Source organism: Undibacterium sp. SXout20W, from assembly GCF_049340285.1.
In the GTDB taxonomy this organism is placed as follows: domain Bacteria; phylum Pseudomonadota; class Gammaproteobacteria; order Burkholderiales; family Burkholderiaceae_D; genus Undibacterium.
This window is the reverse complement of record NZ_JBMPPH010000033.1, coordinates 18,652-38,081: the sequence shown is the minus strand read 5'-3', so window position 1 is coordinate 38,081 and position 19,430 is coordinate 18,652. Positions and strand designations below refer to the sequence as shown.

16 protein-coding genes and 1 pseudogene are annotated in these 19,430 nt (G+C 47.1%); 15 read left to right on the top strand and 2 right to left on the bottom strand.

Annotated features, from left to right (window positions below):
• Positions 1 to 108: 108 nt before the first annotated feature.
• Positions 109 to 636 (bottom strand): SRPBCC family protein, encoded by a 528-nt coding sequence (locus ACO0K1_RS15150; protein WP_423027173.1) that lies wholly within the window; start codon positions 634 to 636, stop codon positions 109 to 111.
• A gap of 461 nt (positions 637 to 1,097) precedes the next feature.
• Between ACO0K1_RS15150 and ACO0K1_RS15145 the strand changes: the two are divergent.
• From ACO0K1_RS15145 to ACO0K1_RS15105, 9 genes and pseudogenes are all read left to right on the top strand, one after another.
• Positions 1,098 to 2,203 (top strand): annotated as a pseudogene (locus ACO0K1_RS15145) (IS3 family transposase).
• A 331-nt stretch (positions 2,204 to 2,534) separates the two neighbouring features.
• Positions 2,535 to 3,362 carry a 4,5-DOPA dioxygenase extradiol gene (gene ygiD, locus ACO0K1_RS15140; RefSeq protein WP_423027171.1) on the top strand — a complete coding sequence of 276 codons (828 nt, stop codon included), beginning with the start codon at positions 2,535 to 2,537 and terminating at the stop codon, positions 3,360 to 3,362.
• A 186-nt stretch (positions 3,363 to 3,548) separates the two neighbouring features.
• Positions 3,549 to 4,319, top strand: coding sequence for a transketolase (locus tag ACO0K1_RS15135; protein ID WP_423027169.1), 771 nt, complete (start codon positions 3,549 to 3,551; stop codon positions 4,317 to 4,319).
• Positions 4,316 to 5,233 carry a transketolase gene (locus ACO0K1_RS15130; RefSeq protein WP_423027167.1) on the top strand — a complete coding sequence of 306 codons (918 nt, stop codon included), beginning with the start codon at positions 4,316 to 4,318 and terminating at the stop codon, positions 5,231 to 5,233. The genes ACO0K1_RS15135 and ACO0K1_RS15130 overlap by 4 nt, the downstream gene beginning before the upstream one ends.
• Before the next feature lie 20 nt (positions 5,234 to 5,253).
• Positions 5,254 to 7,224, top strand: a complete 1,971-nt coding sequence (locus tag ACO0K1_RS15125; protein WP_423027164.1) for an NAD-dependent epimerase/dehydratase family protein — start codon at positions 5,254 to 5,256, stop codon at positions 7,222 to 7,224.
• Positions 7,221 to 8,156 (top strand): class I SAM-dependent methyltransferase, encoded by a 936-nt coding sequence (locus ACO0K1_RS15120; RefSeq protein WP_423027162.1) that lies wholly within the window; start codon positions 7,221 to 7,223, stop codon positions 8,154 to 8,156. Before ACO0K1_RS15125 ends, ACO0K1_RS15120 begins: the two co-directional genes overlap by 4 nt.
• Position 8,157: 1 nt before the next feature.
• The gene (locus ACO0K1_RS15115) at positions 8,158 to 8,904 is read left to right on the top strand and encodes a class I SAM-dependent methyltransferase (protein ID WP_423027160.1); all 747 of its coding nucleotides are present in this window, start codon (positions 8,158 to 8,160) and stop codon (positions 8,902 to 8,904) included.
• Entirely contained in the window at positions 8,793 to 9,353 is a 561-nt protein-coding gene (locus tag ACO0K1_RS15110; protein ID WP_423027158.1) for a GtrA family protein, read from the top strand. The genes ACO0K1_RS15115 and ACO0K1_RS15110 overlap by 112 nt, the downstream gene beginning before the upstream one ends.
• Positions 9,343 to 11,196: a hypothetical protein gene (locus tag ACO0K1_RS15105; protein ID WP_423027156.1), complete on the top strand. Its 1,854-nt coding sequence runs from the start codon at positions 9,343 to 9,345 to the stop codon at positions 11,194 to 11,196. Before ACO0K1_RS15110 ends, ACO0K1_RS15105 begins: the two co-directional genes overlap by 11 nt.
• Before the next feature lie 65 nt (positions 11,197 to 11,261).
• On the opposite strand, the gene ACO0K1_RS15100 is transcribed toward ACO0K1_RS15105, so the two are convergent.
• Positions 11,262 to 12,338, bottom strand: a complete 1,077-nt coding sequence (locus ACO0K1_RS15100) for an MBL fold metallo-hydrolase (RefSeq protein ID WP_423027154.1) — start codon at positions 12,336 to 12,338, stop codon at positions 11,262 to 11,264.
• Between the two features lie 190 nt (positions 12,339 to 12,528).
• Between ACO0K1_RS15100 and ACO0K1_RS15095 the strand changes: the two genes are divergently transcribed.
• From ACO0K1_RS15095 to ACO0K1_RS15070, 6 genes are all read left to right on the top strand, one after another.
• The gene (locus ACO0K1_RS15095) at positions 12,529 to 12,930 is read left to right on the top strand and encodes a MerR family transcriptional regulator (RefSeq protein ID WP_423027152.1); all 402 of its coding nucleotides are present in this window, start codon (positions 12,529 to 12,531) and stop codon (positions 12,928 to 12,930) included.
• A 316-nt stretch (positions 12,931 to 13,246) separates the two neighbouring features.
• On the top strand, positions 13,247 to 14,431 hold the full coding sequence (locus ACO0K1_RS15090) for an isovaleryl-CoA dehydrogenase (protein ID WP_423027150.1): 1,185 nt from the start codon (positions 13,247 to 13,249) through the stop codon (positions 14,429 to 14,431).
• Positions 14,432 to 14,563: 132 nt separating this feature from the next.
• On the top strand, positions 14,564 to 15,493 hold the full coding sequence (locus ACO0K1_RS15085) for a pyridoxal-phosphate dependent enzyme (RefSeq protein WP_423027148.1): 930 nt from the start codon (positions 14,564 to 14,566) through the stop codon (positions 15,491 to 15,493).
• Positions 15,494 to 15,502: 9 nt separating this feature from the next.
• The gene (gene aceK / locus ACO0K1_RS15080) at positions 15,503 to 17,272 is read left to right on the top strand and encodes a bifunctional isocitrate dehydrogenase kinase/phosphatase (protein WP_423027146.1); all 1,770 of its coding nucleotides are present in this window, start codon (positions 15,503 to 15,505) and stop codon (positions 17,270 to 17,272) included.
• Positions 17,273 to 17,356: 84 nt separating this feature from the next.
• Positions 17,357 to 18,538: an acetyl-CoA C-acetyltransferase gene (locus ACO0K1_RS15075; protein WP_423027144.1), complete on the top strand. Its 1,182-nt coding sequence runs from the start codon at positions 17,357 to 17,359 to the stop codon at positions 18,536 to 18,538.
• 204 nt (positions 18,539 to 18,742) lie between these two features.
• Positions 18,743 to 19,414 (top strand): SDR family oxidoreductase, encoded by a 672-nt coding sequence (locus ACO0K1_RS15070; protein ID WP_423027142.1) that lies wholly within the window; start codon positions 18,743 to 18,745, stop codon positions 19,412 to 19,414.
• Positions 19,415 to 19,430: the final 16 nt, after the last annotated feature.

The following is a 19,430-nucleotide window of genomic DNA, read 5'->3' as shown; positions in this document are numbered from 1 at the left end:
GTGCACCACGCCATATCAGATAAGACGTACACACAACGTGGGTTGTACCCGCTCTACAGAATTTGCGAATTCGGACGATGGTGCAGCTCGCACTCTTTTAGATGCTGTTTATTTTTCTGCCAACATCTTTAAATTTACCAAGCCATTCTCAAAATCCTTGCCGACCATTTTGTCTATATTCATCAGAAGATGTAAGATTTTTACCGTGAAAGAGGCTGGGCCAACCATTGCCCACGTGACGTTGGTTGAACTGCCAACTTGATGCAACGTGAATTCGGCCGTATTGTGAGCTTCGAATGGCGCGAAGAAATCCAGCTTGATTAAAATGCGGGAATTCTCTGAAATATCGATGACTTCCATGCGACCTTTTCCGACTTTTTTGTTGCCTTCCCATTCATAGACAGCGCCTATCCCACTGGTTGAACCACTATAGGTCCGAGACAGCGTCGGATCTAGCCTTTCCCAAGGTGACCAATTGCTCCATTGATGAAAATCTTCAATTAATCCAGCTAATGTTTCAGGCTTGGCATCAATGCTGATTGAGCGTTGAATACGAAATGTGTCAGGTTTGAATGCAGCAAGTGTGCATATTACGCCAATGATTACCGCGACGGCGACGAGTATGATGTTCAACATTGAAATCTCTCAAATAGTTGATGTTTTGTATTTAAGCGCAATCGGTAAAGTAGTGCGCATCAAAATAATAGCCCTGACAATATTACTGACAAATTAATGGCAGTTATACGTCGTATTTAGTGAAACATAAGAAACCATTTGTGCATATCAAAATTTGCTTTTATTGATATTTTTTTGCAGAAAATATCGACCGTTTCCCTGTGGAAAACCATCGACCAGGGTGTCAAAGACGGTCTGGTTACTGTCATCCAGAACCTCAACTTTCAAGTCAATTGTTCCCTTCAAATTTTGATGTGGTTGTTCGTAGGGAATTTTACTTTAGAAGTGTTTGTGAAGACGTGGAATTTTCTTTTCCTGAGGCCGTCAATCCGGTCTTAGATGATGGTGTAACCCTCCCGTAAAATCAAGCCATGCATAACCAGAGTTCTTGAGGCAAACTTATATGCCAAAGGAGAACAGAAATGCGTAAGAGCAGATTTACAGAGACACAGATCATTGGAATATTGAAAGCGGTTGAAGCTGGTAGATTGGTCAAAGATGTTTGTCGGGAACATAGTGTTTCTGAAGCGACCTATTACCAATGAAAATCTAAATATGGCGGCATGGAAGCAGCCGACGTAAAGCGCCTCAAAGACCTGGAGGAAGAGAATCGTAAGCTCAAAATGATGGTTGCTGATTTGTCGCTAGAGAACCATGCGTTTAAAGAGGTGATCGGTTTAAAGCGCTAACCCCGAACCAGAAACGGGATTTCGTCAAACAACTGCAAGAGGTTGGACTTAGCCAGCGTCAGGCTTGCAAAGCGATGCAACTCTCACGTTCAAGCATGAGCTATCAGCGGCGGATGGTACCGGATGACGACATCATTGCAGTTTTGCAGGAATTGGCAGAACGTTTTCCGGAACGGGGATTTGGCAAGTATTTTCAGTTAATAAGGCGACGTGGCCACACCTGGAATCATAAGAGAGTTTATCGCGTTTATTGTGGACTAAAGATGAACCGGCGACGCATTGGTAAAAAGCGACTTCCAACAAGAGACCCGCATCCATTGGCAGTACCTGGGGAAATCAACAAGAGTTGGTCAATTGATTTTATGAGTGACGCGTTATGGTGTGGCAGGCGTTTTCGTACGTTTAATGTGGTCGATGATTTTAATCGGGAAGTATTAGCGATTGAAGTGGATCTGAATTTACCTGCGTCCCGTGTAGTACGGGTGCTGGAGCGTATCGTTGCATGGCGTGGCTTTCCGGCACAGATCAGAATGGACAATGGACCTGAATTTATTTCAGCAACCTTAGCAGATTGGGCGCAAAAGCATGATGTCCACCTGGAGTTTATTGAGCCAGGTAGACCCTTGCAAAATGGCTTCATTGAACGTTTCAACCGCAGCTACCGCCAAGGGGTGTTAGATATGTATGTTTTTAAGAACTTGCAGGAGGTCAAAGAAAGAACAGAATTGTGGATGAACGATTACAACGAGCAATGTCCACATGATTCTCTCAACGGGATGACACCTGTTGAATACCGATTATTTCATCAACCTCAAAACTCTAGTAATACATGGCACTGATTGGGGGAGGTTTACAATGGCCTCGATCACTTTCAAGACATCAGCTGTTAATCTCACTAACAATCATTGCTATAAAAATCATCGCTATAACAATCATTGCGATGACGAGCCTTAGTTGGTTTCCTTGACGTAGGTTGAAGTGAGTCTCGTTATTGGCTTGTAATATGTTAAAAGCTTCAGCTCTTGCGATTTTTCAGGTGACCGGCACCGCTTTGACGAATCTGTTATCGTGGGCTCTATTGGGCTCTATTAGACTCTGATGGACGCTATTGGCTTCTAGTGGATGCATTTTTAGACATATTGAATTGATCGATTAACGTGAGAATTGCAAATGAATGATGTTAAACCTGAAATAAATCGCCATACCGGTCGCATGCCCGTGATCTTCGTTGGCCATGGTAGCCCGATGAATGCCATCGAAGACAATACCTATACCCAGCATTTGGCCGCGTGGGCGAAGACTTTACCGAGACCAAAGGCCATTCTGGCCGTTTCTGCACATTGGCTGACGCCTGGCAGTACTCAGATAGATGCGCAGCCGCAGCCGCCAACGATTCACGATTTCGGCGGTTTTCCGCAAGCCCTTTTCGATGTGCAATACCCGGCAGCGGGTGCGGAAGGATTGGCGCAAACGACACTCGCACTATTGCAGAAGCAGTTGCCGCACGTCACACTGAGCCGGGATTGGGGCCTCGATCACGGGAGTTGGAGCGTGTTGTGTCATATGTATCCAGACGCCGACATTCCGGTGTTCCAGCTTTCGATCAATTACGCAGAATCTGGCGCTTACCATTATGCGATCGGGCAACAATTAGCTGCATTGCGCGAACAGGGTGTGTTGATTTTTGCTAGCGGCAATATTACGCATAATTTGCGTGCTCTCGATTTTCAGGCGGCTGAAAGTGAAAAAGCGAGCCGCGCGTGGGCGCAGGAATTTGACGATGCGGTATGGAACGCTTTGCTTAGCCGCAACGATGCCACATTAATTGACTATGCGTCTCTTAGCCCCGCAGCCAAGATGGCCGTACCCAGCCCCGATCATTACTGGCCATTGCTTTACATCCTTGGTGCAGCAGATCCTGATGAAGCCGTGCAACAAACTTATCAAAGTTTCCAGGCGGGGACTATCAGTATGCGGTGCCTTCAGTTTGGCGGCTGATGCAGGCGACTCAATATCGGGACTAACTTGTGTAAGGGATCCATTAACCTATGTCGGAGAATGGACTTTTCTTAGTGTCCATAAATGCAGCACACGAAGGAAAATTACCCACTGTTGCTTATCGGAAATTGACAGTCAGTAAAAAAAGGTGGTCTAATCAAAAATTAGCTTTCACTGAGCCGCGATATGAGCTTTGAGCAATTGTGCCAGCAGGCCAGGCTGCGTTTATTACGTATGCATTACGATAGCAAAGTAGGTCATTTGGGTGGAAATTTATCCTGTCTTGATGCCCTGCTGTTTCTTCATCACCAAGTCATGCAAAATGACGATACATTTGTGCTGGCAAAAGGGCATGCAGCGGGTGCTTTGTATATCACTTTGTGGTCGATCGGCCGTTTAAGCGACGCTGATCTGGCGCAATTTCACCAAGATGGCACGCATCTCGCTGGCCACCCGGTATCTGGTTGGATGCCCGACATTTCTGTGGCAACTGGGAGCCTTGGCCATGGTTTTCCGGTGTCGACGGGCATGGCCTTAGCCAAACGTCTTCAAGAAACATCAGGACGTGTATTTTGTCTGATGTCCGATGGTGAATGGCAGGAAGGATCAAATTGGGAAGCATTGATTTTTGCCGCGCATCAACAATTGAACAATCTTACCGTATTGATTGACGTGAATGGTTTGCAGGGCTTTGGCACAACCACCGAAGTAGCGTCGATGGGTGATCTATTAAAGCGCCTCAGCGCGTTTAACGTCAAAATTACAGTGATTGATGGCCACGACCCTAGCCAATTAGCGATTCTGCATGAGCCTGCAGAATCAGGTCCGCATTTTATTTTCATGAATACCATCAAAGGTAAAGGCGTATCGTTCATGGAAAATCGTCTGGAATGGCATTACTTGCCATTGAATAGCGCGCAATATGAACAAGCCTGTCGCGAATTGGAGCAAACATGAGAAACGCAGCCTGCAGCGCGTGGCGTAACCTGTTTGTTGACCACAAGTTTGCATTTTTGACAGGCGATCTGGGTTTTATGGCACTCGAACCACTTCGCGATTTGATGGGGCCATGGTTTATTAATGCTGGCGTTGCAGAACAAAACATGGTGTCAGCCGCCGCTGGCATGTGCAAAATGGGTACTCAAGCCTGGGTCTATAGCATCGCACCGTTTATCTATGCGCGCCCGTTTGAGCAAATCAGAAATGATGTCTGCCTGAATCGCCTGCCTGTAAAAATTGTCGGCAACGGTGGTGGCTATGCATATGGCTCGATGGGTTCATCGCATCATGCGATTGAAGACTATGGCGTTTTGCTCGGCTTACAGGGTATGCAAGTTTTTGTGCCGGCTTTTGCCGACGATGTGGAACCGGCTGTACGTCAGATGTCGGCATCTGGACAGCCAGGGTATTTACGTTTGGGACGATGTGAAAAACCAGCCGACATGGCGGTGCCAGCGCTGACTGCCTGGCGCTGTGTGCTAGAAGGTGAGCGCGGCGTCATGGTGACGGTGGGGCCGATCGCCGGCAGTTTAATGCAAAAAATGCGTGATGTCGCAATTTCTGACCGGCCTGCATTATGGGTACTAGCGATCATGCCAGACGGCTTTCAACATCTTCCTTCTGAGCTGCTACAGGCGTTACAAGACCATCCCTTATTGACGGTGGTGGAAGAGCATGTTGCACACGGTAGCGCCGCCTATACTTTGTTGGCAACACTTGCACAGCAAGCCATTACGCCGCGTTTGTTGCATTGCTGCGCGCAAGGCTATCCGTCGGCGACTTATGGTTCGCAAGTGTTTCACCGTATTGAAAGTCAAATGGACGCTGACAATGTATGGCGTCGATGGCAACAAGAAAGTAAAAATGTATAAGCGTAAAAGTGTATGAATGTATGAGTGATGAATTGAAATTAAAAATCGCCGCCCTCCAAGGTCCTATTCTGGTATTAGGTGCGAGCGGATTTGTTGGCGCGAATTTGCTGCGAATCTTGTTGAGATATCGATGTGATGTCTATGGGACAGCATCACGTTTGCCAGCATGGCGGCTTGATGGTTTGCCAGAAAAAAACGTACTTCTGGCTGACTTATTGGTGCCTTCAAATATTAGCCTTTTACTCGATCAAACCCGGCCATTGACGATCTTTGATTGCATTTCTTACGGCGCCTATTCGTTTCAGCAGGAAGCCGATTTGATTTATCGGACCAATGTGGGTGTTGCCGTCAATTTATTAGAAGAGTTGTCGCGTCGCGGCGTACATGCGTATATTCATGCAGGCTCATCATCCGAATACGGCAATCTGGCGGAAGGCCCCACAGAAGACGCGCCGATGGCGCCAAACAGCCATTATTCAGTCTCTAAGTGCGCGGTTGCCAGCCTGATTCAATTTAAAGGAAAAGTCGGGCGCTTACCGTGTGTCAATTTGCGTTTGTATTCGATCTACGGCCCTTATGAAGATCCGGCGCGGCTTATTCCGACCTTGATAAGTAAAGCAGCAGAAGGCGTTTTCCCACCCTTTGTTAACCCACGTATATCGCGTGATTTTGTGTATGTTGATGATGCCTGTGAAGCTTTTATTGATGCAGCGTTAAATCTGGCACCCGATGTCTATGGTGAGTCATTTAATGTGGGTAGCGGCCAGTGCACGACGATCGGTGCATTGGCAGACTTAGCGAAGCACTTGTTTGCAATAGAAGCTGAGCCGGCATTCACCATGCCACAGCGCGATTGGGATGTCACTGATTGGTACGCAAATCCGGAAAAGACCGCGCGAGTACTGCACTGGACGGCACGTACCAGCATCGCCGACGGCTTAAAAAAAATGCAAACCTGGTATGCTAGTTTAGAAGACCGTCAAGCCTATTTGTCGTCCAGCAAGCAAGATGGTTTAGATCGTCGTTACAGTGTGACGGCGATCATCGCCTGCTATAAAGACGCGCAAGCAATTCCGTATATGTATCAACGTCTGACGGATACTTTTTTAAAGATAGGCATCGACTATGAAATTATTTTCGTTAACGATTGCAGTCCCGATGATTCAGAAGAAGTGATACGCGAACTTAGTCGTCAAGATCATCGCGTGTTGGGCATATCGCATTCACGAAATTTTGGTTCACAATCTGCGTTTCGCAGTGGAATGGAATTAGCAACCAAAAACGCTTGCGTATTACTTGATGGTGATTTGCAAGATCCACCAGAACTTATAGAGCAGTTTGTCGAACAATGGCGAGCAGGAAGCGAGGTTGTGTATGGCCGTCGCGTAAAACGAGAAGCCTCCTGGTATATGCGCATTGCCTACAAACTATTTTATAAGCTATTTGACGCATTCTCTTACTTACATATCCCCCGTGACGCAGGTGATTTCTCGCTGATCGATAAGCGTGTCGTACGATGCATGTTGCAGTTTCCGGAGCGTGATTTATTTTTACGCGGTGTGCGCGCATTTACTGGTTTTCGTCAAACTGGTGTTGACTACGTGCGCCCGGAGAGAATGTTCGGTCGTAGCACGAACAATTTTCTGAAGAATATTGGCTGGGCAAAAAAAGGCATACTGTCGTTCAGCAATACCCCATTGAACGTCTTATCCGCGTTTAGCGTGTTGATATTTTTAGTTGTTTCATGTCTGATAATTTTGCAAATTGCCACCCGTTTGCTATTCCCTGAAATGGTGCCGAAAGGCGTCACCACGATTTTGTTGATCCAATTATTTTTCGGCGCAAGCACGCTCTTATCTGTGAGCCTGGTCGGCGAATACATCGCAAAAATTTTTGAAGAAGTAAAGCAACGCCCGCATTTTTTACGTCGTAGTATTGTGCGTGATGGCGAAGTAAGGGATGCAACAGAGCAAGGGCGGAATCAGACATGAACGACGCGGCGTTGACAGAGTCTGTAATACCCGTGATGCGGGAAAGATCGTGTGCCATTTGCGGAACAAAAGCGCAGCATTCTTGGATGAAAGCGGATGTCGATTTTGCTGCCTTAGATGGATTTGCGTTTGCATCGCGTAAATTACCGGAATATATGCATTTTGATTTGGCGCTATGTCGCGACTGCGATCTGGTATTTGCCAATGCGGTACCGCCACTCGATTGGTTTCAGAGTAGCTATCGCGAAGCCCAGTTTGATGCAGAGAATGAGTCCCAATATGCGGCGCAGACCTATGCAAATGAATTAAAGAAACTGCTACCGCAAATCAGCGGGCGTTGCGCCGCACTGGATATCGGCGCTGGTGACGGTGCGTTTGTCGCGGCCTTAGTTGCTGCAGGCTTTGAAGAAGTGATCGGTGTTGAGCCCTCTGTCGAGCCAGTCAAACGCGCCGCCCCCAATATACGACAATTTCTCAGAAATGATTTTTTCAGAAAAGAAGATTTTGAGGAAAATAGTTTTGATCTGATTACCTGCTTTCAGACGCTTGAGCATTTAGAAAATCCGCTCGAATTATGTCAATCAGCTTTTCAACTGTTACGGCCTGGTGGCGTGTTGATGACGGTAGCACATGACTTCCGGGCACCACTCGCTCGTTTCCTGGGCAAAAAAAGTCCGATTTATGATATTGAGCATTTACAATTGTTCTCAACGAAGAGTATGGCCTGCCTTTATCAGAAAATTGGTTTTTCTGACGTCAAGGTGCAAAGCTTGAGGAATGCTTATCCCTTATCTTATTGGCTAAGGCTAATTCCATTACCGCAAAAGATCAAAAAGAGTTTATTACCTGTGGTGGCTTCGTCGGCTTTGGGAAAAACCTTGATTTCTGCTAAGGTCGGCAATTTATTGGCCGTAGGAACGAAGAAAATTTAGCATGAGCGCAGAAAAATTTCGTCCCGTCGCATTGAGAGCCCCCATCGGTTTGTCCGGCAAACTGAATTTTTATGCGCGCTTGTTTTTAGATTTACAGGTGGCGAGTGTGTATCGCAGTATTTGTTCTGAGCTGAGACATGCGAAGGGCGAGGTTTTGGATGTGGGATGCGGGTCGTCGCCGTATCGGTTTTTGCTTTCTACTGAGCGTACACGCTATACCGGACTTGATATTGTTGATGCGGATAAATTTGATTTCCGCAATAGCGATATCGTCGCGTTTGATGGCATACATATTCCTTTCCCTGATGCCAGTTTTGACGTCGTATTGTGTACGGAAGTGTTGGAGCATGTACAGCATTACCAAGTCTTGATTGACGAGATGCGACGCGTACTAAAGCCTGGCGGGCGTTTGATCGTAACGGTTCCCTGGAGTGCGCGTTTTCACTATATACCGTTTGATTTTTTTCGTTATACGCCAAGTAGTTTGCAACAAATGTTTGATCACTATACGGGAGTGAAGATTATTTCGAGAGGAACAGATGTCACCAGCATTGTGGCCAAACTGCTTGTTATTTGGTTTAGAAACTTCGTCCCCGCTAAAGAACAGTTTAACGTGTTGAGTTTTTTTATTGCGGTATGCTGCACCCCCGTTATTCCCTTGTTAGCGACTTGGGGTCATATATCGTCAATACTGCCTATCGGAAGCAGCGAAGATCCGCTTGGTTATACGGTTATCGCGAACAAATAATGGTGTGGTTGCAGAGACTCCCGAGGCTGGACTCGAAGAAAATCAAATACCTTGTCATTGGTGGTTGGAACACCTTGATCGGATGCGCGATTTTTTCAGGTAGTTATATGCTATTTGGCGAACATATACATTATTTGCTAGTGGCAATACTGAGTCATTTATTTGCCGTTTTGCAATCCTGGCTGATGTATCGGAAATTCGTTTTCCACAGTAATGCACCGATGTGTAACGAATATCTGAGATTTAATTTTTCCTCTTTGTTTGTTTTAGGAATTCAGCTGTCAGGGTTATGGATATTAGTGGATTTGTGTGGATTTCGTCCTATATTGTCGCAGCCGCCATTGGTCATTTTGACAGTCCTTATTGGGTATATTGCGCATAATCGTTTTTCGTTTAAATCAGGTAGCGACGATCGCACAGAGAACAGAGATAAATTGCATGATGAGTAAAATAATGTCGGCAGAGGGCGGGAACAGAAGACGAGATATTGGTGTGATAGTTTATTTTTTCGTATTGCTGCTGTTCTTCGAACATACGATGGCGCCTTTTTTTCCGAATGCTCGACTCGCGGTTGGACATGATTATTCTTATCTGTTTCCCGCATTATTAGATGGCTCAATCTGGTTTAAAAATAATGGCTGGGATATTCCCTGGTTCACCCCTTCTTTTTGTGCAGGACAACCTTATTTCGCTGATCCACAATCGACGTTTTATTCTTTGCCGCAGTTACTGAGCCTGAGCATGAGCCCTTTGAATGTGGCCTTTTCCATGCTCCTGATCACCGCCAGTCTGATGTTCTGGGGGGGCTATTTAGTGATGAGAAAGCTCTTCTCCTCCAGTGTCGTCATTGCGTTAATGGTAGCAAGCATGTTGATGATGAATGGCTTTCTACCTCATCGTATGTTGGTGGGGCATGTCACTTTCCATGGTTATGCGTTAGTACTATGGATAGCGTTTTTGTTACTTATGCCAATACGACATCGATTTAACCAGTTCGTGGCGGCGTTAGTGGCTGGTGCGATGGTGGCGTATTGGGTGCATTCAGGTTTGGGAAGCTTACTATTGGCGGGTGCATTAGCGGTATTGATTATTGCTTTGCTTCGCCTTTTAAAGGGCGGCAATGTGCGGGATCTGTTGCTACGTGCTGGTGTCGCCAGCGTTTTTGCAGTGTGTTTAGCAATCTCAAAAATTGATGCGGCGTCGGCATTTTTGTCTGGTTTTCCGCGAACGTTTTATACATTGCCAGGCGGGAAATCCTTGCTGGATACATTCCTGTTGATTGGCGGTAGTTTATTTCTGCCATCACAGGCCGCGTATCAGTTTGGTATGCCGAGAATGACCAACTTACAGTGGCTTCTTGAACCACATGAATGGGCCTATAACTTCAGTAGTGTGATCGCGATACTGATGCTCGGATTATTGGCGCGCGGTTTGTGGCGATGGCAGCGTACCGGTTGGAAATGGCAGTTCAGCGCCAAGACGACGGTGTTATGGTGTGGACTAGTCTTAGCCGTCGCATGGCCGTTGGTGTTCAATATTTATACGCCGGCCTGGAACGCTATCTTAAAAACGATCCCTGTGATCAATTCGACGAGCACCCCTTTGCGTTGGGTGGTCGTCTATATTCCTTTGATTGCCATTGGCGCTGGCTTACTGTTGGAGCGGGCCGTTGGTGGCAAACGCAGAATGGCGATTGTCGGCGTTGTCGTCGGTCTCACCATTTGGCAGTTTGCCTACGAATCGCGTGATTTTTATGCGGCGCAAAATTATGATGTTCGCCCCATTTCCGTCGCCAATGAATTGTTCGTAGCGGGTATTTTTAAACCTGAAATTCAACGGCTTGGAACCACCGCAGAAATGAATACTGGCGCTTTTCATGCAAAATTGGCGATCAATGACACAATGATTGCGGGTGTTTCACAAGTCTTTTGTTACAACCCGATTTTTGGCTATCGACTGGAGAAATTTTCTTCAGCCGGTTTATCGGAAGACAGCGTATTAAGGGTTTTTGAAGGTCATTTGAACCTCAAAAACCCCGCATGTTATGTTTTTCCGAAAGAAAATAATTGTCACCCCGGAGACTTATTTCGCGCCGATCAGATAGAAGAGGCGAAAAAATTTATTCATTATCAGCCGTTTGCTTTTGAAATGTCTGCAGGTCAGAAAATGGCCAATCATGTCAGTTTTGCGGCTTTGCTTCTACTGGTTTTTAGTTTGTTAGCATGGGGGCTTTTGCAGTTACGTGCCATGTTGACCCGTACCAGAAAAGAGATTCCGGACGTCCAGCGTTGATTGCCTTAAAAAAGAAAAAACCAGGCTGTAAAAAAATTTCCTAGCCTGGTTTTTGGTTGCTTACCTCAGGTAGCAAGGACAAATCGCATCACGCCATCATCCCCATATTGGCGATGTAATACGCCATCAAACCAGAGCTTGTGTAAATGCGCGAGTGCTTCACCGATTGCAAAGGTCAGTTGATGCGAATCGAGCGGACGACGAAACATGATCGGCACGATGTCGCACGCTGACTGTGGCGTCGCGCACGCGATACGTACTTCTTCCAGGCGTTCTGCATGATGCTCTTGTAACTGGGTAATTCGCGTATGCATTCCTTTGAATGGTTTGCCGTGGGACGGCAAAATCAAGGTTTCGGCGGGCAAAGGCAGATATTTCTGCAGTGAATCGAGATATTGTTGTACCGGGTTGGCTTCAGGCTCGATTGCAAATACAGATACATTGGTAGAAATCCGCGGCAACAACATGTCACCGGAGATCATCAAATTCAATGCGGCGCAATACAAAGTCGCATGTTCTGGCGAATGACCGAAACCAGTGATGATGTCCCAACGACGGCCCCCGATAGCGAGCGGTATGCCTTCTTGTAAACGACGGTAAGTTGCAGGTACGGTTGGTACTAAACGGGTGTAGTGCGATTTTCGTTCCTGAATTTGTTCCAACATCGCTGGGTCACTTAACCCATGTTTGCGGAAGTGCGGGAACATGGCCGTGCCATCCGCACCAGGCAAACTGGCTGACATCATGCGGGCAAACGCATATTCGCCTGCAGTCATCCACAGTGGCACTTTCCAGCGACTACACAAAAAGTCCGCCAAACCAACATGATCAGGATGGCAATGTGTGACGATGACTCGCACAATCGGCAAGCCGCGTAAATGATTGCTCTGGTCGCCTAGCAGTACTTCCCAGCTATCGCGTGTCGTGTCACTTGAAATACCACAATCGACGACAGTCCAGCCATGCACGCGGCCATGTTCAGTCTCAAGCTCGTCTTCTAAGAGCCATAAATTGATGTGATTAAGCGCAAAAGGGAGACCCATGCGTATCCAAAGCACCCCAGGCATGATTTCCAGAGTTTTGCCGGATTCTGGCAAGGTATCGCCAAAAGGGTAGTCGAGTTGCTGTTCAAGCTGATTCATGTTTGTCTCATTTTCAGGACTGCTAGCACTCAGTCAGAGTGGGTTTTCCGTTGTCGGGAATTATTTTTTTCAGTCCAATGTGTCTTGATAGGACGCTGTGGTCGGAATAGCCTACAATGCGTTTTTATTTAATTGACGTTAACGTCAATTTAAGATTGTAATCAGAAAACTGATTTTTGTATCTAAAACTATGGCCACCTATACCATTACCGAATTAGCCCGCGAATTCGACATTACGCCACGAGCGATCCGTTTTTACGAAGATCAGGGCTTACTCAGCCCGACGCGCGAAGGACCTAGCGGCCGTAACCGCGTCTATACGGCGCGCGAGCGTACACACCTAAAACTGACACTACGTGGCAAACGTCTGGGCTTAAGCTTGTCCGATATTAAAAGTCTGGTAGACATGTATCGTTCACCCAAGGATACAGAGACACAATTGCAAAGTTTTCTGGTTGTTTTGGCAAGACATCGTGCGGCATTAGAACAACAACGCGAAGATATTGAAGTAATGTTAGCGGAAATCAGTGCCCATGAAGAGGAGAGTTGTCGCTTACTGGAAATGAGTAATGAGGGAAAATTGAAAGAGTAAATTTGGGTCAAACAGAAAAAGTAATCGAATTGACGTTTACGTAAACGTCAATTCAAAGTATTATTTTTGTTTATGCAAATTTCGACGGTTGCGTCGGATAATGGTCAGATGATGGTCAGATAGCAAATGGCATCTTGATTCTTTTTATGAGGCGCCACGGTGTTGAACCAAAAAATAGCCAAGCTGCAAGACAGGAAAACTGCAAGAGTGAGGCGACAGGCCTGATAGAGTCGGTTGGAAGACCAATATTTCAGTCCTGTGGTTTGAAATTTGTATAGCGTAACGATAACTAACTCCAACATTCAGTGAGGACGACATGCTCCATCTTCCAGGTTTAACCTTTGATCACGGCGAAGATATCGCCGCATTGCGCGAAGCGATTCAACAATTTGCTGCCGCAGAAATCGCACCTCGTGCCGCAGAAATCGACCGTAATGACCAATTTCCGATGGATTTATGGCGCAAAATGGGTGACTTGGGCATTCTTGGTATCACCGTTGGTGAAGAATATGGTGGCGCTGGTATGGGTTATCTCGCACATATTATTGCCATGGAAGAAATTTCCCGCGCATCGGCATCGGTCGGCTTGTCATATGGCGCGCATTCCAATTTGTGTGTGAACCAGATCAAACGCAACGGCACTGAGGAACAAAAACAAAAATACTTGCCAAAATTGATCTCTGGTGAGCACATCGGCGCATTAGCAATGTCGGAGCCAAATGCAGGTTCTGACGTCGTTAGTATGAAATTACGCGCTGATTTCAAAGGCGACCGTTGGGTATTGAACGGCACCAAAATGTGGATTACCAATGGTCCTGATGCAGACACGCTGGTGGTGTACGCAAAAAATGACATCGAAGCTGGCCCACGTGGCATGACTGCTTTCCTGATCGAAAAAGGCTTTAAAGGTTTTAGCATTGCGCAAAAACTCGACAAACTCGGTATGCGCGGGTCGCACACCGGTGAGCTGGTATTTGAGGACTGCGAAGTACCTGCTGAAAACGTCCTTGGTGGCTTAGGCAAAGGTGTCAACGTCTTGATGTCTGGTCTCGATTTTGAACGTACGGTGTTGTCTGGTGGCCCATTGGGCATTATGCAAGCGTGTATGGATTCTGTCGTTCCTTATGTGCATGACCGTAAGCAATTCGGCCAGCCGATTGGTGAATTCCAATTAATGCAAGGCAAATTGGCGGATATGTATTCCACCATGATGGCATGTAAGGCTTATGTCTATGCGGTTGGGCAGGCCTGCGATCGTGCGACGACACCCGACGCTGTCCGCGCACTGCGTAAAGATGCTGCTGGCGCGATACTGTACTCTGCAGAAAAAGCGACCTGGATGGCAGGTGAAGCAATTCAAACCCTGGGCGGCAATGGTTATATTAATGAATATCCGGTTGGTCGCTTATGGCGTGATGCCAAACTGTACGAAATTGGTGCAGGCACGAGTGAAATCCGCCGTATGTTAATTGGCCGCGAATTGTTTGCTGAAACCCGCTAATCCGCATATTGTCCGGCGCTGCTTGCAGCAACGCAGCAACGCCGATAAGCATTTTGAGCATACGTTACCTGGCGTGCGCTTTTGCAACGCACGCCGCATCGAAGTTTTGACATCCGCCTCCGGAAATCAGGTATGAAGCCACTACATCTGAATACACCCTTGTTAGCTCACCGAGCACTGTCATCAGCGCTAGACAAACAAGTGTGGCTGAAAATGGACAATTTGCAGCCTTCTGGATCCTTCAAATTACGCGGCATAGGTTTAATGTGCCAGCGCGCGGCAGCGCAAGGGGCAAAGCATTTCGTCTGCCCTTCAGGTGGCAATGCAGGATTTGCCGCCGCCGTTGCTGGTGTTGCATTGGGTTTGCAGACGACGATCGTAGTGCCACAAACCACGCCAGAAAATGTTCGTAGTGCAATTAGTGCAATTGGCGCCACCGTCATTGTTGAAGGTACGGTCTGGGATGACGCCAATCAAGCTGCACTTATTTTGTGTCAACAAACCGGTGCCCTCTATATTCCCCCATTTGATCATCCTGACATCTGGGATGGCAATGCCAGCTTGATCGACGAAGTCGCGGGACAATTGGATTTTGATGTCGTGCTTTGTTCCGTGGGCGGCGGTGGTCTGATGAGCGGCATCGTTCAAGGTCTGCAACGTAACGCTCTGGCGCACATTCCGGTCATTGCAGTGGAGACCGAAGGTGCAGCTTCATTGCACGCAGCAATGCTCGCCAAAGAATGTGTGACTTTGCCAGCAATTACCAGTATTGCTAATTCTTTAGGCTCAAGAAGGGTCGCTCAAAAGGCTTTTGACCTGACGCGCGAACATGATATCCGAAGTGTGTTGGTCAGCGACGCGCAAGCCGTCGACGCCTGCCTTCAATTTGCCGATGATATGCGCGCGCTCGTGGAACCCGCCTGTGGTGCAACGCTCGCAGTTGCATATCAGAATCTTTCTGAATTGCAAGCGTTCAAAAAACCATTATTGGTGATTTGTGGTGGCATTGGCGTGGATTTGGTTAAACTACAAGCTTGGAAAACCCAGTTTAACCTCGCTTGAGTAATGACTATGCCTAATACCCACTTCCCCAAATTGTTGTCTTCACAAATTGCGTTTGATATTGCCCGCATGATACTGGACGGTTTTGACAAGCATTATCGTTTGTTTAGTGCCAGTAGCCAGGGTGCAAAAAAGCACTTTGAAGAAGGCGACTGGAAAGCTGCACAGATTGCCGCCCGTGAACGTATTCAGTTCTACGACACACGCGTACGCGAGTGCGTACAAGCGCTGGAAGATGAATATGAAGAAGCCGATCTGACGGATGAAGTCTGGCGCGAAGTCAAATTGCATTACATGGGCTTGTTGGTCGATCATCTGCGTCCAGAGCTGGCAGAAACATTTTTCAATACGGTCTGCACAAAGCTTCTCCACCGGAATTATTTTCATAATGATTTCATTTTTGTGCGTCCGGCAACGTCGACAGAATATCTGGAGCGTGAAGACACGCCACCCACTTATCGGGTTTACTATCCGGCAACCGATGGACTCAATTTCACGATTAAACGCATTGTCACCAATTTTCAACTGAAGGCTGAGTTTGAAGATCTCGACCGCGACGTGGCGCTGGTTGAAGCCCGGCTAAGAGAAAATTTTGGCAGCGAGAAACTAGAACCAAATCATCAGATTCAAGTGTTGGCGAGCTTGTTCTACCGGAATAAATCCGCTTACATCATCGGCAAAGGCATCAACGGCAATCGCGAATACCCGTTCGTTATTCCGATTATGCACAAGCACAAAGGATCTCTGGTACTCGATACGGTGCTGTTTGATACCATGCAAATCACGGTATTGTTTTCCTTCACGCGGGCTTATTTCATGGTCGACATGGAAGTGCCTTCAGCGTATGTACAATTCATTCGTAGTATTCTGCCAAAAAAACCACGCAGTGAAATTTACACCATGATTGGTCTGCAAAAGCACGGTAAAAATTTGTTTTACCGCGACTTTTTGCATCACCTTAAATATTCATCGGATCAAATTGCCGCTGCGCCTGGTATTCGTGGATTGGTCATGCTGGTATTTGCATTACCATCGTTTCCATATGTCTTCAAATTGATTAAAGACAGCTTCCCGCCGCCAAAAGAAACGACCAAAGCGTTGATCAAAGAAAAGTATTTATTGGTTAAAAATCACGATCGTGTTGGCCGCATGGCAGATACCTTGGAATATTCCGATGTCGCGTTTCCACGTTCGCGTTTTTCAGATGATTTGCTCAATGAAATTAAGCAATATGCACCGTCATTGTTAGAAGTGAATGATGATGAAGTCGTCATCAAACATTTGTACATAGAACGTCGCATGACGCCGCTCAATATCTACCTGACCGAAGCAGAACAACGTGGTGATATGGAAGCCATGGAACATGGCGTGCTGGAATACGGTAACGCCATCAAAGATCTGGTGGCGGCCAATATCTTCCCTGGCGACATGCTTTACAAAAATTTTGGTGTGACACGGCATGGCAGAGTCGTTTTTTATGATTACGATGAAATCGAATACATTACCGATTGCAAGTTTCGCACTATCCCGGCACCGCGCAACGAGGAAGATGAAATGTCCGCTGAGCCGTGGTACCCGATTGCTAAGAACGATGTCTTTCCAGAACAGTTTGGCACCTTCTTGCTGGGTAATCAAAAAGTAAAGCAATTTTTTATGAAGCATCATGCTGATTTATTGACCGCCCAATACTGGGATGGACGCAAACAGCGCATCGTTGCGGGCAAAGTGGATGACGTTTTTCCGTACCCGCAAGAGATCCGATTCTGTCATCAAACATAATTAAACATATCAAACGTAATCAAACATCATCAAACGTAATCAAACGTAATAATTTTTTCGACCATTTTTATTTTGGAGAATGTAATGAACGACCCTATCGTTATCGTTGGCGCTGCACGTACCCCTATGGGTGCTTTTCAAAGTGACTTTTCTTCTTTGACAGCGAGTCAGCTTGGCGCCGTTGCGATTAAAGCAGCTGTGGAACGTGCTGGCGTTAAACCAGAATTGGTCGAAGAAGTGTTGTTCGGTAACTGTTTAATGGCAGGCCAAGGTCAGGCGCCTGCACGTCAGGCATTGTTGGCAGCTGGTTTGCCGATGTCCACTGGTGCTGTGACATTGTCCAAAATGTGCGGCTCTGCCATGAAAGCCACCATGATGGCATTTGACGCTATCACAGCGGGCAGCAATGAAGTACTGGTCACTGGCGGCATGGAATCCATGACCAACGCACCATACCTGATCCCGAAAGCACGCGGTGGCTATCGTATTGGTCACGGACAGATTTTTGATCACATGATGCTCGACGGTCTGGAAGATGCGTACGACAAAGGTCGTTCCATGGGCACCTTTGCTGAAGACTGCTCCGCTAAATACCAATTCAGCCGTGAAGATCAGGATGCATTTGCAATTGCTTCCGTTAAGCGCGCGCAAGCAGCAACCGCCGATGGCTCATTTGCGTGGGAAATCGCTCCCGTGACTGTTTCTGGTCGTGGTGGCGACGTGGTGATTGATAAAGATGAAGGTCCGTTGAAAGCTAAGTTAGATAAGATTCCTTCTTTGAAGCCAGCATTCAAAAAAGATGGCACCATCACCGCCGCATCTTCATCATCCATCAATGACGGTGCTGCCGCATTGGTCTTGATGCGCGAATCCAAAGCCAAAGAATTAGGTTTAACACCCATCGCAAAGATTCTGGCACACACAACCCATGCACAAGAACCAGGCTGGTTCACGACCGCACCTATTGGCGCGATTGAAAAACTGTACAAAAAAACTGGCTGGACGACTGACACCGTTGACTTGTTCGAAATCAACGAAGCCTTTGCCGCAGTGCCTATGGCAGCCATGAAAGATCTCGGTATTTCTCATGACAAGATCAACGTACACGGCGGCGCATGTGCTCTGGGTCACCCTATCGGTGCGTCCGGTGCGCGTATCATCATCACGCTGATTGGTGCATTGAAAAAGCAAGGTAAGAAGCGTGGTGTGGCATCGTTGTGTATTGGTGGTGGAGAAGGTACCGCCATGGCCATCGAATTGGTTTAATTGATGCTGTGCGCTGCGCTCATTCAAAGTCCTGGCGCATAGCGGCGTTGCACATGCGCGCAATACCGACGTATTGCTTTGCATCCCGGACATTGAATGAACGTGCGCACGATATAAAAGCGACACTGCAAGAAACACTAAAAGCATAAAAACGAAGATGCACAGTGTGCACAGTGTGCACAGATATAAGTTAAAGGAAGCAACATGCCGACAGCATTAATCATAGGGGCTTCGCGTGGTATTGGGCACGAGTTGGCTTTGCAATACAAGGCGGCCGGATGGCGCGTGATTGCGACTGCGCGACATGCGGATCACCTTGCGGCGCTGCAAGCAAATGGCGTTGAAGCCTTGCCGTTAGATGTCAATAATCTCAATGATTGTGCTGGGTTGGGCTGGCGTCTGGATGATGAAAAAATTGATGTTGCGATTTTAAATGCCGGTGTCTACGGGCCGCATACCACTGGCTTGATTTCGCCTCAGCAAGAACAGTTTGATGACGTGATGCACACCAACGTGTTAGCTGCGATGCGCATTTTGCCCATCATTTTGCCACTGGTTGAAAATGCACAAGGTAAATTGGCGGTGATTTCTTCGCGCATGGGGTCGATTGCGAGTCGCTCGGCTTCACAAGGTTGGCTCTATCGTGCCAGCAAAGCAGCCTTGAATTCAGTATTGAAAGATGTGTCGCTCAACACCAGTAAAGCCACCTGCGTGGCCCTGCACCCTGGCTGGGTGAAAACCGATATGGGTGGCGCTGGCGCTGATTTAGAAATTAGCGATAGTGCACAACGCATACGCACACTGCTTGAAGGTTTAAAAGCCGAAAGCAATGGCGGTTTTTTTAATGCAGAAGATGGCGCCAGTCTGAGCTGGTAAGACCTGAAATAAAAAC

Bases quoted from the DNA above. Each gene is read 5' to 3' on its own strand.
- ACO0K1_RS15150 (WP_423027173.1), bottom strand. From the start codon at position 636: ATGTTGAACATCATACTCGTCGCCGTCGCGGTAATCATTGGCGTAATA.
- ygiD (WP_423027171.1), top strand. From the start codon at position 2,535: ATGAATGATGTTAAACCTGAAATAAATCGCCATACCGGTCGCATGCCC.
- ACO0K1_RS15135 (WP_423027169.1), top strand. From the start codon at position 3,549: ATGAGCTTTGAGCAATTGTGCCAGCAGGCCAGGCTGCGTTTATTACGT.
- ACO0K1_RS15130 (WP_423027167.1), top strand. From the start codon at position 4,316: ATGAGAAACGCAGCCTGCAGCGCGTGGCGTAACCTGTTTGTTGACCAC.
- ACO0K1_RS15125 (WP_423027164.1), top strand. From the start codon at position 5,254: ATGAGTGATGAATTGAAATTAAAAATCGCCGCCCTCCAAGGTCCTATT.
- ACO0K1_RS15120 (WP_423027162.1), top strand. From the start codon at position 7,221: ATGAACGACGCGGCGTTGACAGAGTCTGTAATACCCGTGATGCGGGAA.
- ACO0K1_RS15115 (WP_423027160.1), top strand. From the start codon at position 8,158: ATGAGCGCAGAAAAATTTCGTCCCGTCGCATTGAGAGCCCCCATCGGT.
- ACO0K1_RS15110 (WP_423027158.1), top strand. From the start codon at position 8,793: ATGCTGCACCCCCGTTATTCCCTTGTTAGCGACTTGGGGTCATATATC.
- ACO0K1_RS15105 (WP_423027156.1), top strand. From the start codon at position 9,343: ATGATGAGTAAAATAATGTCGGCAGAGGGCGGGAACAGAAGACGAGAT.
- ACO0K1_RS15100 (WP_423027154.1), bottom strand. From the start codon at position 12,338: ATGAATCAGCTTGAACAGCAACTCGACTACCCTTTTGGCGATACCTTG.
- ACO0K1_RS15095 (WP_423027152.1), top strand. From the start codon at position 12,529: ATGGCCACCTATACCATTACCGAATTAGCCCGCGAATTCGACATTACG.
- ACO0K1_RS15090 (WP_423027150.1), top strand. From the start codon at position 13,247: ATGCTCCATCTTCCAGGTTTAACCTTTGATCACGGCGAAGATATCGCC.
- ACO0K1_RS15085 (WP_423027148.1), top strand. From the start codon at position 14,564: ATGAAGCCACTACATCTGAATACACCCTTGTTAGCTCACCGAGCACTG.
- aceK (WP_423027146.1), top strand. From the start codon at position 15,503: ATGCCTAATACCCACTTCCCCAAATTGTTGTCTTCACAAATTGCGTTT.
- ACO0K1_RS15075 (WP_423027144.1), top strand. From the start codon at position 17,357: ATGAACGACCCTATCGTTATCGTTGGCGCTGCACGTACCCCTATGGGT.
- ACO0K1_RS15070 (WP_423027142.1), top strand. From the start codon at position 18,743: ATGCCGACAGCATTAATCATAGGGGCTTCGCGTGGTATTGGGCACGAG.